This window comes from Acidimicrobiia bacterium, from assembly GCA_035651955.1.
In the GTDB taxonomy this organism is placed as follows: Bacteria; Actinomycetota; Acidimicrobiia; order IMCC26256; family JAMXLJ01; genus JAMXLJ01.
Map to the genome: position 1 here is coordinate 88,969 of DASRES010000024.1, position 14,501 is coordinate 103,469.

15 protein-coding genes are annotated in these 14,501 nt (G+C 72.7%); 3 read left to right on the forward strand and 12 right to left on the reverse strand.

The genetic code is table 11. From position 1 onward, the window contains the following. Positions 1 to 783, reverse strand: a complete 783-nt coding sequence (locus VFC33_06525; GenBank protein ID HZR12891.1) for a biotin--[acetyl-CoA-carboxylase] ligase — start codon at positions 781 to 783, stop codon at positions 1 to 3. 63 nt (positions 784 to 846) lie between these two features. Here VFC33_06525 and VFC33_06530 point away from each other — a divergent pair, with 63 nt between their 5' ends. Both VFC33_06530 and VFC33_06535 read left to right on the forward strand, forming a co-directional pair. Further along, entirely contained in the window at positions 847 to 2,643 is a 1,797-nt protein-coding gene (locus VFC33_06530) for an acetyl-CoA carboxylase biotin carboxylase subunit (protein HZR12892.1), read from the forward strand. A 9-nt stretch (positions 2,644 to 2,652) separates the two neighbouring features. Continuing rightward, positions 2,653 to 3,450: a PhzF family phenazine biosynthesis protein gene (locus VFC33_06535; protein ID HZR12893.1), complete on the forward strand. Its 798-nt coding sequence runs from the start codon at positions 2,653 to 2,655 to the stop codon at positions 3,448 to 3,450. Positions 3,451 to 3,463: 13 nt separating this feature from the next. On the opposite strand, the gene VFC33_06540 is transcribed toward VFC33_06535, so the two are convergent. Then, positions 3,464 to 4,192 (reverse strand): hypothetical protein, encoded by a 729-nt coding sequence (locus tag VFC33_06540; GenBank protein HZR12894.1) that lies wholly within the window; start codon positions 4,190 to 4,192, stop codon positions 3,464 to 3,466. 37 nt (positions 4,193 to 4,229) lie between these two features. Further along, complete coding sequence (locus VFC33_06545) at positions 4,230 to 5,588, reverse strand: FAD-dependent oxidoreductase (protein ID HZR12895.1); 1,359 nt, start codon at positions 5,586 to 5,588, stop codon at positions 4,230 to 4,232. A 60-nt stretch (positions 5,589 to 5,648) separates the two neighbouring features. Here VFC33_06545 and VFC33_06550 point away from each other — a divergent pair, with 60 nt between their 5' ends. Next, positions 5,649 to 6,599 carry a hypothetical protein gene (locus VFC33_06550; GenBank protein HZR12896.1) on the forward strand — a complete coding sequence of 317 codons (951 nt, stop codon included), beginning with the start codon at positions 5,649 to 5,651 and terminating at the stop codon, positions 6,597 to 6,599. 34 nt (positions 6,600 to 6,633) lie between these two features. Here VFC33_06550 and VFC33_06555 read toward each other — a convergent pair whose 3' ends face one another. From VFC33_06555 to VFC33_06595, 9 genes are all read right to left on the reverse strand, one after another. Continuing rightward, complete coding sequence (locus VFC33_06555; protein ID HZR12897.1) at positions 6,634 to 7,410, reverse strand: enoyl-CoA hydratase-related protein; 777 nt, start codon at positions 7,408 to 7,410, stop codon at positions 6,634 to 6,636. Between the two features lie 56 nt (positions 7,411 to 7,466). Next, positions 7,467 to 8,402 (reverse strand): methylmalonyl Co-A mutase-associated GTPase MeaB, encoded by a 936-nt coding sequence (gene meaB, locus VFC33_06560; protein ID HZR12898.1) that lies wholly within the window; start codon positions 8,400 to 8,402, stop codon positions 7,467 to 7,469. Between the two features lie 13 nt (positions 8,403 to 8,415). Next, positions 8,416 to 8,655, reverse strand: coding sequence for a NifU family protein (locus tag VFC33_06565; GenBank protein ID HZR12899.1), 240 nt, complete (start codon positions 8,653 to 8,655; stop codon positions 8,416 to 8,418). Positions 8,656 to 8,923: 268 nt separating this feature from the next. After that, on the reverse strand, positions 8,924 to 9,199 hold the full coding sequence (locus tag VFC33_06570; GenBank protein HZR12900.1) for an Lrp/AsnC ligand binding domain-containing protein: 276 nt from the start codon (positions 9,197 to 9,199) through the stop codon (positions 8,924 to 8,926). 15 nt (positions 9,200 to 9,214) lie between these two features. Beyond that, the gene (gene murA / locus VFC33_06575) at positions 9,215 to 10,513 is read right to left on the reverse strand and encodes a UDP-N-acetylglucosamine 1-carboxyvinyltransferase (GenBank protein ID HZR12901.1); all 1,299 of its coding nucleotides are present in this window, start codon (positions 10,511 to 10,513) and stop codon (positions 9,215 to 9,217) included. Between the two features lie 24 nt (positions 10,514 to 10,537). Beyond that, positions 10,538 to 11,350: an enoyl-CoA hydratase/isomerase family protein gene (locus tag VFC33_06580; protein HZR12902.1), complete on the reverse strand. Its 813-nt coding sequence runs from the start codon at positions 11,348 to 11,350 to the stop codon at positions 10,538 to 10,540. A 12-nt stretch (positions 11,351 to 11,362) separates the two neighbouring features. Further along, positions 11,363 to 11,887, reverse strand: a complete 525-nt coding sequence (locus VFC33_06585) for an adenylate/guanylate cyclase domain-containing protein (GenBank protein ID HZR12903.1) — start codon at positions 11,885 to 11,887, stop codon at positions 11,363 to 11,365. Between the two features lie 42 nt (positions 11,888 to 11,929). Beyond that, positions 11,930 to 12,580: an alpha/beta family hydrolase gene (locus VFC33_06590; GenBank protein HZR12904.1), complete on the reverse strand. Its 651-nt coding sequence runs from the start codon at positions 12,578 to 12,580 to the stop codon at positions 11,930 to 11,932. 4 nt (positions 12,581 to 12,584) lie between these two features. Further along, complete coding sequence (locus VFC33_06595) at positions 12,585 to 14,426, reverse strand: S9 family peptidase (protein ID HZR12905.1); 1,842 nt, start codon at positions 14,424 to 14,426, stop codon at positions 12,585 to 12,587. Positions 14,427 to 14,501 lie beyond the last annotated feature (75 nt).

The window sequence follows — 14,501 nt, forward strand, 5'->3', positions numbered from 1 at the left end:
TCACGCGTCGCGCAGGTGCACGACGTCGCCGGCCGCGACCTCCACGATGCAGCCGGTGTCCACCTCGACGAGCAGCCTGCCCGACTGATCCACGTCGACCGCGCGGCCGAGCAACGGACCGTCGCTCAGGTCCACACGCACGCGGCGACCGATCGTCGCGAGTCGCCGCCGGTACTCGAGCGGCACCCGGTCGAGCGCGCGTAGCTGGCCGTCCAGACCGGCGAGGAACGCGCCGAGCAACGCGGCACGCTCGACCGAGTGACCCGCTTCGACGTCGCACGCAGTCGCGATGCCGGCCAGCTCGTCGGGCACCGCACCCCAGTTCACGTTGACCCCGACACCGAGCACCACGGCCCGCACCGACCCGTCCGCGCCGAGGTCCGCCTCGGTGAGCATCCCCGCCAGCTTGCGATCACCGACGAGCGCGTCGTTCGGCCACTTGAGCGTGGCATCGATGCGTGCGATCTCGCGCACGGCGTCGACGAGCGCGACGCCGGCCGCCATCGTCACGAGATGGACCCGCTCGATGCCCAGCGCCGGGCGGAGCAGCACCGACACGAGCAGCGAGGCGCCCCGCGGTGCGACCCACGCGCGGCCGAGCCTCCCGCGTCCGGCGGTCTGGTGCTCGGCGAGGACGACGAGGCCTTCGGGTATGCCTGCACGCGCGTCGTCGAGCACGACACGGTTGGTGGAGTCGACCTCGTCGAGGACGCGCAACGCGGTGAAGCGGGTACCCGACAGGCGCGCGCGGACGGTCGCCCATGTGGCGGCGTCCGAGGTCATCACCCGTAGGATACGGGCCGCGGAGGACCCGCCCTCGCGCCCACCCGAACGGAGCCGTCGAACGTGCTGTCCAAGATTCTGGTCGCCAACCGCGGGGAGATCGCGGTACGGGTCATGCGGACGTGCCGGGAGCTCGGCATCGCGACGGTCGCGGTGTACTCCGACCTGGATCGCGACGCGATGCACACCCGCTACGCCGACGAGGCGTACGCGCTGGGCGGACAGACCGCAGCCGAGAGCTACCTCAACACCGACGCCATCCTCGACGTCATCCGCCGCAGCGGGGCCGACGGCGTGCACCCCGGCTACGGGTTCTTCTCGGAGAACGCCGACTTCGCCCGGGCCGTGATCGGGCTCGACGGCGTCGCGTGGATCGGCCCGCCTCCCGACGCGATCGAGGTGATGGGCGACAAGATCTCGTCCCGGAAGGCTGCGGCGCGCGCAGGCGTCGAGGCCGTCCCGGGCACGCTCGAGCCGATCCGCGACGCGGCCGAGGTCGTCGCGTTCGGCGAGCAGCACGGCTGGCCCGTCGCGATCAAGGCCGCGTATGGCGGCGGCGGCAAGGGGCTGAAGGTCGTGAGCGGGCCCGACGAAGCGGCGCGCCAGCTCGAGTCGGCCGCACGCGAGGCGCAGGCGTACTTCGGCCGTCCCGAGGCGTACCTCGAGCGGTACCTCACTCGTCCGCGCCACATCGAGATCCAGGTCTTCTGCGACACGCACGGCAACGGCGTGTGGCTCGGCGAGCGTGACTGCTCCACGCAGCGCCGTCACCAGAAGCTCATCGAGGAGACGCCCGCGGCGGGGCTGGAGCCCGAGATCCGCGCCGCGATGGGCGACGCCGCCGTGCGCGTCGCGCTCGCGTGCGGGTACGTGAACGCGGGCACCGTCGAGTGCCTGTACCAGGACGGCGACTTCTACTTCCTCGAGATGAACACGCGGCTCCAGGTCGAGCACTGCGTGACCGAGATGGTCACCCAGCTCGACCTCGTCCAGGAGCAGATCCGCGTCGCGTCCGGCGAGCCGCTCAGCTTCACCCAGGACTCGATCCACCCGCACGGGCACGCGATCGAGTGCCGCATCAACGCCGAGGACCCCGCGAAGGGATTCCTCCCGTCGCCGGGGACGATCACGCGCATGCGCGCGCCGAGCGGACCGGGCGTGCGGTGGGACGGCGGGTACCAGGAAGGCGACACCGTCTCGCAGTACTACGACAACCTGGTCGGCAAGCTGATCGTGTGGGCACCCGACCGGGAACGGGCACGCACGCGGATGCTGCGCGCGCTCGAAGAGTTCGAGATCGGCGGCATCCGCACGACGATCCCCGCGCACCAGGCGTTGCTCGCGCACCCGGACTTCGCCGCGGGGCGGCACTCGACGGTGTGGCTCGAGAACGAGGTCGACCAGTCGATCTTCACGGCGCCCGCCACCGAGCCGGCGCCCGCCACGGCCACCGCCGCGTCGACCAACGGCGAGGTCGAGGAGCTCGTCGAGCGCGCGGTTCCGGTCGAGGTGAACGGGAAGCGCTTCGACGTCCGGGTGTGGCTGCCGCCCGCGCCGACGGTTGCCGCCGCCGGTGGCGGCGGGGCCGGGGGCCGGGCCCGCTCGGCGAAGCCGCGTGGCGCGACGTCGGCCGGGAGCGGGGCCGGCGACGGCACGATCGCGGCACCGATGCAGGGCACGATCGTCAAGGTGCTCGTGGCGGAGGGTGACGACGTCACCGCCGGGCAGGCCGTGCTCGTCCTCGAGGCGATGAAGATGGAGAACCACATCAACGCGGAGCGCAACGGCAAGGTGGCCGAGGTGCGCGTCGCGGCCGGCGACACCGTCGGCACCGGTGACGTCCTCGTCGTGATCCAGTAACCGGTCCGCGTGTCGTTCCCGCTGTTCCAGGTCGACGCGTTCACCGACGAGCGGTTCCGCGGCAACCCCGCGGCGGTGTGCCTCCTCGACCGCCCCGTCACCGCGGCGTGGATGCAGTCGGTCGCCGCGGAGATGAACCTGGCCGAGACCGCGTTCGTCCTCCCGCTCGACGATGTGCTCACGCTCCGCTGGTTCACACCGACCACGGAGGTCCCGCTCTGCGGGCATGCGACGCTCGCGACCGCGCACGTGCTGTGGGAGACGGACCGGATCGCGGCCGACGAGGACGCGACGTTCAGCACGTTGAGCGGCGCGTTGCGCTGCCGTCGCGACGACGAGCGGATCGCGATGGACTTCCCGGCGGAGACGCCAGTTCCCGAGGTCGCGACGGTGACGCCCGTCCGCCTCGACGACGCGCTGCGCGGCACCGCCCGTGACGTCGTGCGCGGGACGAACCACTACCTCGTCGAGCTGGACGACGAAGCGACCGTGCGCGGGTTGCGACCGAACCTCGACGTGCTCGCGAAGCTCGACGCGAACGGCGTCATCGTCACCGCGCGTGCGGACGACGACCGCTTCGACTTCGTGTCGCGCTACTTCGCGCCGCGCGTCGGCATCCCGGAGGACCCCGTCACCGGTGCCGCGCACTGCATGCTCGGACCGTGGTGGGCGGAGCGGCTCGGCAAGATCGAGCTCGTCGGCCACCAGGTGTCCGCACGCGGCGGCGTCGTCCGCGTGCGCGTCGACGGCACGCGCGTCGAGCTCTCCGGGAGCGCGGTGACCGTGCTGCGCGGCGAGCTGTTGTAGAGGTCGGCTCCGGCTAGCGCTGGGGTGGCAGCGAGCCTGCGAGCTCGGCCCGCTCGACGACCGCGCCGAACTCGTCGGGTGCGGTGTCGTCGACCGCGGCGAGCTCCTGCACACGACCGCGCATGCGCCACCAGACGACCGCGAGCGCGACGACCGCGCCGAGCCCGAGAGCCCACGGCCAGACGCGCCGCTTCGGCGCGCGCTTCGACGTGCCCTTCGCCGCGCCGACGAGCTCGGCCGCCTTCCCCTTCGCGACGCCGCTGAGCTCGGCGGCCTTGCCGGCCGTCGTGCCCCCGATCTCGGCCGCGAGACCCTTCATGGCGTCCACGGTGCCGCTCGTGGAGCCCGCGAGCTCCTTCACCGCACCGGTCGTCGTGCCGGCGAGCTCCGCGGCCTTGCCCTTCACGACCTCACCGAGCGCGACCGGTGTCGCCTTCGAGCGCCGCGCGGCGCGCCTCGTACGGCGCTTCGCCTTGTTCGCCAGGTGCTCCGCGGCCGTCCCGGCCGCGGCCTTCGTCGCCTTGCCGGCCAACATCACGCCCGCTCCCTTCGCGACGGCCGAGAGCCCACCGTCGTCGCCACCGGACGGCGTCTCGCCGCTGCCGCCCAGGCCGGCCTCGTGCCCGAGCATCCGCAGCACGACGTCCGCCCGTTCCTTCAGCGCCTCGACGACGGCGTCCACCTCGTTCAAGGCGTCGCCGACGTTCGAGACGCGCGCACCAGTCACCGTGATCGTGCTCACGACGTCCATGTATCCCGCCGACCAGGCGCGGAAACGTTCAGGAGGCGGCTTCGGCGAGGGATTCGGACAGCGCCGGGTGGACGAGCAGCGAGTCGACGATGTCGACGACCTTGAGGCCGTTCGTCACCGCGACCGCGAGCACGCTGATGAGCTCGGCCGCGTTGCGCCCGACGATGGAGCCGCCGAGGACGACCCCGGTTGCGGGGTCGGACAGGATCTTCACGAACCCGCGCGGGTCGCCCTCGATCAACGCCTTCGCGTTGGACGAGAACGGCACCTTCGTGACGCGGATCTTCCGGCCCACGGAGAACGCCTCCGCCTCGGCCAGCCCGACGTCGGCGATCTCCGGGTCGGTGAAGATCGCGGACGCGGCCTTGTCGTAGTCGAGATGGCGGTGCTCGCGCGTGTGCAGACCCATGAGGTGCTCGGCGATCTTGCGCCCCTGCATCGCGGCCACGGACGACAACGGGAGCCGACCCGAGAGGTCACCGGCCGCGTAGATGTGCCGCACGTTCGACTGGCAGTGGTGGTTGACCGGGACGTAGCCGTGCTGGTCGAGCTCGACACCGGCGTCGTCGAGACCGAGCGACTCGCTGTTCGGGATCGAGCCGACCGCGAGCACCACGTGCGATCCGTTCACGACGCGCCCGTCGTCGCACTCGACGCGCACGGCGTCATCCGTGCGCTCGATCGCGGACGCGCGCGCGCCCTTCAACAGCTTCACCCCACGCTGGAGGAACGCGTCCTCGAGCACGGCCGCGACCTCCGGGTCCTTGTAGGGCAGGACCTGCTGGCGCGACACGATCAGCGTCACCTTCGAGCCGAGCGCGCTGAACATGTGGGTGAACTCCACGCCCGTCACACCGGACCCGACGACGACGAGGTGCTCGGGGATCTCGGGCGGCGGGTACGCCTGGCGCGTCGTGAGGACGCGTTCCCCGTCGACGTGGACGAACTCCGGGATGCGGGGGCGTGATCCCGTGGCGAGGACGACGAAGTCGGCGTCGAGCTCCTCGATGCCGTCGTTCGTCTCGGCGGCGACGGTGTGCGGACCCTTCAGGCGCCCGGATCCGTGCACCATGCGTACGCCCTGCGACTCGAGCAGCCGGCACACCGACGCCTGGAGTCGCGACTCGATCGACGAGACCCGGTCGCGCAGGGCGTCGAGATCCAGGCGGCCCTCGGCCGACAGCCCCATCGCCTCGGCGCGCGTGAGCTCGGCGAGCGCGCCGCCGGTGGCGATCATCGCCTTCGACGGGATGCAGTCGCGCAGGTGCGCGGCACCGCCGACGACGTCGCGCTCGACCAGCGTCACCTCGGCACCGAGCGTGGCGGCGACGGTGGCAGCGGTGTTGCCGGCAGGGCCTCCACCCACGATGACGACACGGACGGGCACGGGTTCCAGGCTAGGGCACGGAACCACCGTCCCCGTTCACCTGCCCGGTACCTTCTGCCGGTGCCCGAGCTGCGCTACGAGCGCCTCACCGACCGCACGGTGATCGTGGCGACGACCCGTGCCGCGCGCCCCAAGGTCTTCAGCGGGGCACGCGCGAGCGAGCGGGGACGCGCGCCCGACGAGTGCCCGTTCTGCCCGGGCCACGAGCACATGACGCCCCCGGAGGTGTGCCGCTCGGGCCCGGGCGCGCCGGAGACGCCGGGATGGCACGTCCGCGTCGTGCCGAACCTCTACCCGATCGTGGGAGGCGAGGACGCGCGTCCGGGCGCGACGGGCGCGCACGAGGTCGTCGTCCTGTCACCCGACCACCGCAGGACGTTCGCGCAGCTCGACGCGGATCAGGCGCTCGACGTCATGCGGGTCGTACGCGACCGCGTCCGGGTCCACACGGACGACGGGCACGCGTACGTCCAGGCGTTCGTCAACCATGGCCGCGCCGCCGGTGCGTCGATCGAGCACCCGCACGCGCAGGTGGTCGCGCTCGACTTCGTGCCGCCCGCGGTCGTCGCCTCGCTGGCGCGGTACCGGGACGCGGGCAGCGACCTCGTCGCCGACGCCGCGTCGAGCGCGCGCGAGGGCGGGCGCGTCGTGCTCGACGGCAGCGGCGACGTCGACGCATGGTGCCCCTACGCGCCGTCCGCGCCGTACGAGACCGCGCTCGCGCATCGGGACGCGAGCGCGAGCTTCGCCGACGCATCGGACGACGAGCTGCGCGTCGTGACGCGCACGTTGCAGACGGTCCTCGCGCGCGTGGCACGCGTCGCGGGCGACCCTGCGTACAACGTCGTGGTCCATTCGGCACCCGGCCGCGACGCCGGAGACACGGTGTTCCACTGGTGGGTCGAGGTGTCACCCCGACTGTCGCTGCAGGCCGGGTTCGAGCTCGGGACGGGCGTGCTCGTGGCGACGGTTCCGCCGGAGCAGGCGGCCGCGGAGCTGCGCGAGGCCTGACGCGCGCCCGCGCGGGAGTCGGCTCGACGGCCGATCAGCGGCCCACGAACCGCGCCTTCCCGGGCCCCTGCTCGAGGAAGCTCCGCACGCCGATCCCGGCGTCCTCCGTCGAGAAGACCTCGACGAAGGCGTCGCCCTCGACGTCGAGCGCCTCGTCGAGCGGCAGGTCGAGGCCGCGATCGATCGCGCGCTTGGCCAGGCCCATGGCGACGACCGCGCCCGTCGCGAAGCTCGCCGCCCACTCGAGGGCGCGGTCGAGGAGCTCGTCGGCGGGGACGACGCGGTCGACGAGCCCGATCCGTTCCGCCTCGTCCGCCCGAACACGGCGGCCGCTCCACACGAGCTCCTTCGCACGCGCCGACCCGACGAGGCGCGGGAGCCGTTGCGTCCCGCCCGCGCCCGGGATGAGGCCGAGCTGGATCTCCGGTTGACCGACCTGTGCGTTGTCGGCAGCGATGCGGAGGTCGCAGGCCATCGCGAGCTCCAGCCCACCTCCGAGCGCGAACCCGCTGACGGCGGCGATGACGGGGCGCGGGATCGCGACGAGCGCGTCGAACGCGACTCGGAACGTGTCGGTGATGAGCCGTGCGCGTTCGGCGTCGCCGAACTCGCCGATCTCGAACCCGGCTGCGAACGCGCGCTCGCCTCCCGCGACGACGACTGCTTTGACGTCCGGGTCGGTCGCGAGCGCGCGACCCGCGTCGGTGAGCTCACCGAGGAGCGCGAGCGACAGCGCGTTCATCGGTGGACGCTCGATGCGAAGGAGCGCGACCCCGTCGTCGCGAACGCTCGAGGAGACGAACTCGGCCATCGCCGGAGGCTATCCGAGCACCGCCCATGCCGTTCATGGATCAGTGGAACGGGACGTCAGCCGGCGAGGAGCTCGTCGGCCGCCGCGTACGGGTCGAGCTCGCGAGCGCTGACGCGTGCGAGGAGCTTCTCGAACTGGTCACCGGTCGCGTGGTCGGCGACCTGTTGCTCGAGGCGCGCCCGCACGATGCCGCGCAGCTCGTCGCGCAGCCGCGCGTCGCGCCGCGCCTGCAACCGTTCGCCGTCGAGGAACGCCCGGTGCTCCCCGATCGCGTCCCAGAGCTCCTCGATGCCGGATCCGTCGGTCGCGACGGTCTCGAGGACCGGCGGCCGCCACTCCTGCTCGGCCGACATGTCGAGCATGGCCTTGAGGTCGCGCACCGTCTCCTTCGCTCCGTCGCGGTCCGCCTTGTTGACGACGAACACGTCGGCGATCTCCATCAGCCCGGCCTTGTTCGCCTGCACGGCGTCACCCCAGCCGGGGTTGACGACGACGACCGTCGTGTCCGCCGCGCCCGCGATCTCGACCTCGACCTGGCCGACCCCGACCGTCTCGAGCAGCACCCACGGCTTGCCCGCGGCGTCGAGCACGCGGACCGCCTGCGGCGTCGCGAGCGCGAGGCCGCCGAGGTGACCGCGCGTCGCCATCGAGCGGATGTAGACGCCGGGATCGGTCGCGTGGTCCTGCATGCGGACCCGGTCGCCGAGGATCGCGCCGCCGCTGAACGGGCTCGTCGGGTCGATCGCCAGCACCCCGACCTCGTCGCCGTCGCGCCGGATGCGGCCGATCAGCTTGTCGGTGAGCGTCGACTTCCCCGAACCCGGCGCGCCCGTGATGCCGATCGTGTACGCGCGCCCGGTGTGCGGATAGAGCTTCGCGACCGCGCCGTCCGCCGCCGCGCCGCCACTTTCCACGAGCGAGATGAGCTTCGCCACCGCGCCGCGGTCGGCGCGCAGCGCGCGCTCGACGAGCTCGGAGGGATCGTTCGCCATCGTCGACCGCCGGTCAGTCGTCGGCGACGACTTCCGTCACGGCCGGCACGCGGTCCTTGAGGATCCGCTCGACACCGGCCTTCAACGTCATCGTCGACACCGGGCAGGTGCCGCACGCACCGACGAGACTCACGTGCACCACGCCACCGTCGGCGACGCGGTTGAGGACGATGTCACCACCGTCGGCGTGCAGCGCCGGGCGGATCGCGTCGATCGCGGCGGCCACGCCGGCTTCGACGACGCTCGTGGGCATGCGTGCGATCCTCCGGGAGACGGAACCGACGGCTCCGAGTATCGCATCAGCACCCGCGCGGCCTCCGCATGGGCGGTCCCGCGGGACCGCCCACCGCAACTCTGGGAGTCCAGTGGTACAGGGAACCGCTCGCATCCCAGAGGTCGACGGGCGACGCCCGGATCCGCCGCCCGCCGGGCACGACACGTCGTACGCCGCGCGCGACCGCGGACAAGATGCGGCACTGACGTACGCAAAGCGTTCGTGAGTGCCGCATGTTCGCGGCGGCTCAGCCGCCCAGGGAGAACATCGCGTCGAGGTCGTGACGCGAGTACGCGCGGAACGCGACGAGCGTCTCCGTCCGCACGATCCCGTCGACCTTCGCGATCTCGCCGGTGACGACGTCCGCGAGCTCGTCGTGCTGGCGCACGCGCACGATCGCGACGAGGTCGAACTCTCCCGTCACCGAGTACACCTCGCTGACGTGCTGCAGGTCGGCGAGGCTCTGCGCGGTGTCGAGGATGAACGGAGGCTCGACCTCCATGAGCACGATCGCGGTGATCACGACGACCGCCCGTCGTCAGCGCACGTCGGCGCCCAAGGCGCGCAGCTTCCCGGCCAGGTCCGCGTAGCCACGGTCGACGTGACGGCGGTCGAGCACGACGGTCTCGCCGTCGGCCGCGAGTCCCGCGAGCACGAGCGCGGCACCCGCCCGGACGTCGGCCGCGCGCACCGGCGCGCCCGACAGGCGCGGCACGCCCCGCACGACCGCATGACGCCCCTCGGTGCGGATGTCGGCACCCATCCGGTTGAGCTCGTCCACGAAGCCGAAGCGCGCGTCGAACACGTTCTCCGTGACGATGCCCGTGCCCTCCGCGACCGACAAGAGCGCGACGGCCATCGGCATGAAGTCGGTCGCGAACCCGGGATAGGGCAACGTCGCGATGTCGATCGCGCGCAGGCGCTCCGTCGCGCGGGCCCAGATGCCGTCGGGCGTCGGCGAGACGCGCATGCCCATCTCGCCGAGCTTCATCACCACCATCTCGAGGTGCTCGAGGCGTACGCCGTGCAGCTCGATCTCGCCGCCCGCGATCCCGCACGCCATCAACAGCGTCCCCGCTTCGATGCGATCGCCCATGATCTCGGTGTCGACGGGGAGCAGCTCCTCGACACCCTCGATCTCGATCGTCGACGTACCCGCGCCGATGACCTGCGCGCCCATGCGGTTCAGGAACGCCGTGAGGTCGGTGATCTCCGGCTCGCGCGCCGCGTTCTCGATGACGGTCGAGCCCTTCGCGAGCACGGCGGCCGTCAACAGGTTCTCGGTCGCGCCCACGCTCGGGAAGTCGAGGACGATGCGCGCCCCGCACAGGCGGCTGCAGTGCGCCTCGATGAAGCCGTGCACGACCGACAGCTCCGCGCCCATCGCCTCGAAGCCGCGGAAGTGCATGTCGAGCTTGCGGTTCCCGATGTTGTCGCCGCCCGGCATCGCGACCTTCGCGCTGCCACAACGCGCGAGCAGCGGACCGAGCACGTTCACCGACGCGCGCATGCGGGTCACGAGCTCGTACGGCGCCTCGCCGTCGAGCGGACCGGACGCGTCGACGGTCAGCTCGCCATCTCCGGTCGTCTCGACCTTCGCCCCGAGCGCGCGCATCACCGCGACCATCACGTCGAGGTCCGCGACGGGCGGCATGTTGCGCAGCACGGTGATGCCCGGCGCGAGCAACGACGCCGCGAGCTGCTTGCAGCCCGAGTTCTTCGTCGCGCCGGACACGCGCACGACACCCGAGAGCGGCCTGCCCGGATGCACGACGAGCGCGTCGCCCCGAGCGCCGGGCGCGCCCATGCCGGTGTCGTCGGCTCGCTCGGTCCCCACGGCGGGAATGGTACGCGGCGCGATCTACCGCGCCGCGTAACGCGGTGGGCGCTGCTCCACGAAGGCGGTGATCGCTTCCTTCATGTCGTCGGACTTCAGGCAGACGGCCTGGGACTCCGCCTCAACGACGAGACCGTCACGCACCGTCGTGGACGACGACGCGTCGACGGCACGCTTGGCGCCGCGCACGGCGAGTGGCGGCTGGGCCGCGATCAGCGCCGCCAGGTCGCCGGCCTCGCGCTCCAGGTCGGCGTCGGCGACGACACGCTCCGCGATGCCGATGCGATGCGCCTCGGCGGCGTCGATCTTCGCCCCGGTGAGGATGAGCTCCTTCGCCTTCCCGGGACCGACGAGCCGCGGCAGCCGTTGCGTGCCGCCGAGGTCGGGGATGATCCCGTACTTCAGCTCGAGCAACCCGACCGTCGTGCCCTCCGCGAAGACCCGGATGTCGCACGCCAGCGCGAGCTGCAGTCCGGCCCCGAGCGCGTACCCGCGCACCGCGGCGATCGTCGCGAACGGCGCCTCCTCGAGCCACGTGTACGAGTCCTGCGTGCGCAGGACCGCGGCCGCGACGGGATCCTCGTGCCGTGGCGACGCCCCGTCGCGGAGCGCGCTGTCCGTCTGGCCCGTCGTGAACACCGACGTGTCGATGCCGCTCGAGAACGCCCGGCCCTCGCCGATCACCACGAGCGCGCGCAGCTCGGGATCCTCCCGCAGCTCCTGACCGAGCTCGCCGAGCTCGCGCCACATCTCGATCGTGAACGAGTTGAGCTTGTCGGGCCGGGCGAGTCGCAGCCAGCCGACGGGCCCGTCGCGGTCCAGGCGCAGTGTCTCCACGAACCGGAGACGCTACTGCTGCTCGGATGCGAGCGTTGCCTCGCCGACGAGCGGGATCAGCCGCACGAGCGGCACCGGCGTCGCCAGACCGGGGATCGCCCGCGCACCGACGCGCGCCGCCTCGCAGTCGTCGGGCGCGAGCTTCGCGACATCCGTCGTCGCGAGCACCTCGCCCGGCTGCGCGACGGAGCACAGCCGCGCGGCGAGGTTGACGGCACCACCGATGTAGTCGTCGCCCTCGAAGATGATCACCGCGCCGCCCGACACGCCGGCGCGGACCGGCAACGGGAGATCGCTCGAGTCGACGCGGCTCGCGAGGTCGACGACACCGCAGACGAGACCGCGGCCATCGACACCGACGAGCATCGCGCCGTCGCCGAGCCACTTCGCGACCCGCACACCGTGCGTCGAGGCGACGTCGCGGACACACGCCCGGAAGCCCGCCAGCAGGCGGCTCGCCTCGTCGTCACCCTGCGCCTCGGTGAACGCGGTGAAGCCGCTCAAGTCGACGAAGGCGAACGTCCGGTGCACGCGCACGCGACAAGTCTGCCCGGTGCGGCACGCGCCCCGCGAACACTTTCAGTCTGGAAGCGACGCGACCCACTCGACGGTCACGCGCGCGACCTCGTCGAGGATCTCCGCGCTCGACCGCCCACTCGCCTTGAGCGGCCGGAACCCGTGGTCGGCGGACTCCAGCCAGTGACACGTCACCCTGCCACGGATCGCGCGCGTCGCCGCGGTCAGCTCGTCGCGACCTGCAAGGTTGTCGCGCGTCCCGCTGACGAACAGGCACGGCACCCGCACGCGCGGGAAGTGGTCGACGCGCAGCTGCTGCGGCTTGCCGGCCGGGTGCAACGGGTAGCCGAGCAGCAGCAGGCCGAGGACGGCGAGCGGTTCGTCGGCATCCGCGGCGACCATCGACCCGTACCGTCCGCCCATCGACCGTCCGCCGACGACGAGCCGCGCGGTCGGCAGCCTCGTGCGCCGGGCCAGCTCGGCGGCCGCCTCACGGACCGCGGCCTCGAGGACGGCCGGACGGTCGGGCGCGCGCCGTCCTGCGCTGCGGTACGGGAAGTCGAAGCGCAACGACGGGATGCGCGCGTCCGCCAGCGCGTCCGCGACCGCGACGAGCGCCGCCGCGTGCATGTCCGCACCGGCGCCGTGCGCGAGCAGGACGGCACGGTCGGCGCCCCGCACGCGACCCTGCAACTCGAACTGCAACTGCGTCACCGCGTCACCGCCGCAGCACCCAGTTGGTCAGGAAGCGCTCGGTGCGCGTCAGCTCGTCCTCGACCGTCTCCGGGCGCGCCCATCCGTGCCCTTCGCCCTCGTACACGTGGTACTCGACGGTCGCGCCGCCGGCGCGCATCGCGTCGACCATGAGATCGGCCTGCGCCTTCGGGACGACGCGATCGGCGTCGCCCTGCAGGACGAGCACGGGTACCGACGTCTCGCGCGCGTACGTCACCGGCGAACGCTCGCGATAGCGCGACGCGTGTTCCGGGAGCTCGCCGACGATGCGGTCGAGATAGCGCGACTCGAAGCGGTGCGTCGTCGACGCGAGGTCGAACAGATCAGTCACGCCGTACAGGCTCACCCCCGCACGCACGAGCTCGGGATGGCGCGTGCACAGCTGGAGCACCGTGAACCCGCCCGCGCTGCCGCCGATCACCGCGACACGCTCGGGATCGCACCAGCCGGCGTGCTTCGCGTGACGGATGCCGGCCGCGACGTCAGCGAGGTCGCTCTCGCCCCACTCGCCGGTCAACGCCTGCGCGTACGCACGCCCGTATCCGGTCGAGCCGCGCGCGTTGGGCATCAGCACCGCCCAGCCGCGCGACAGGTAGAAGAACGCACGCGGCGCCCAGCCCGCGACCGATTGACCGTGTGGTCCGCCGTGCACCATGACGAGGAGGGGCGGCCGTACGTCGGGCGCGCCCGACGAACGGGCGCCGCCCCACGGGCGCCACAGCAGGCCGTGCACGTCGACACCGGCATCATCGTGGCGCCACGTGACCGGTTGCGGCTCGGGCATCGCGTCGAGCGGGAACCCGCCCACCGCGCCCCGCGCCAGCGGGACGCGCGCCCCGGCGCCGTCGGGATCGACGACCGTGACCTCCGGCGGCGTCCGTGCGCCCGATCGCACGCACACGAGCCCCGCGCCCGACCAGTCGAGCGAGTGGTGCCAACCCTTCGCGACGTCGCGCGCCGCCGCGCGCCCACTCACGTCCGCGACGACGAGCCGGCCGAAGCCTCGCTCGTTGCGGCACGACGCGATCGCACGTGAGTCGGGCGACCACGCGTACGAGTGTTGCCCCGGGCCCCACGTCGGCTCCGCGTGCTCCGCCTGCTCGTCGAGCACGGGACGCGCGTCCGATCCGTCGGCGCGCGCCAGCCACACGTTCGTCCACCCGGTCGCGTCCGACGTGTACGCGAGGTGCGTGCCGTCGGGTGAGAAGCGTGGCTGCCCGGTCGCGACGCCGTCGCCACCCGCGACGACCGACACGTCCGACGTGTCGAGGTCGCACACCGCGATGCGCGATCCGTCCCACGGCATGTTCGGCAGGTCCCACTCGTGCCACGCGAGACGGCAGCCGTCGGGCGACCACGACGGGTCGAAGCAGTAGTCCGCGCCCGTCGACACCCGACGGGCCCACTGCGACGCGTCGCCGGGCACCACCGCGACGTCGCAGGAGTCCTCACGCTCGGCGACGAACGCGATCTGCGTGCCGTCGGCCGACGCGCTCGGCGCCGCGACGCGAGCGCCCTCGTGCAGCACGACCGGTGAACCGCCCGACGACGGGATGCGCAGCAGCCGCCCGTCGTGCGCGGCGTAGACGAGGTGACCGCTCCCCGCCCAGCAGAACACGCCCCCGCCGTACGCGCCAACCGGCGCGGCGGGCACGTCCGCGGTGACGACGACCGGCGGCCACGACCGGTCGAACGGCGCGACGACGAGGTCCGTCCGGGCCGCGAACGACTCGACCCACGCGAGCAGCCGGCCGTCGGGCGACCACCGGGGCTCCGTCACGACCCGGGAGCGGGCGACCATCGCGGCCGACACGGCGTCGATCACGGCCGCGCAGGCTAGGTGCGGCCGCTCCCGCCGCGCCGGGCGAGAGCCGGTCACGCAGCGTCCTGACCGGTTGGC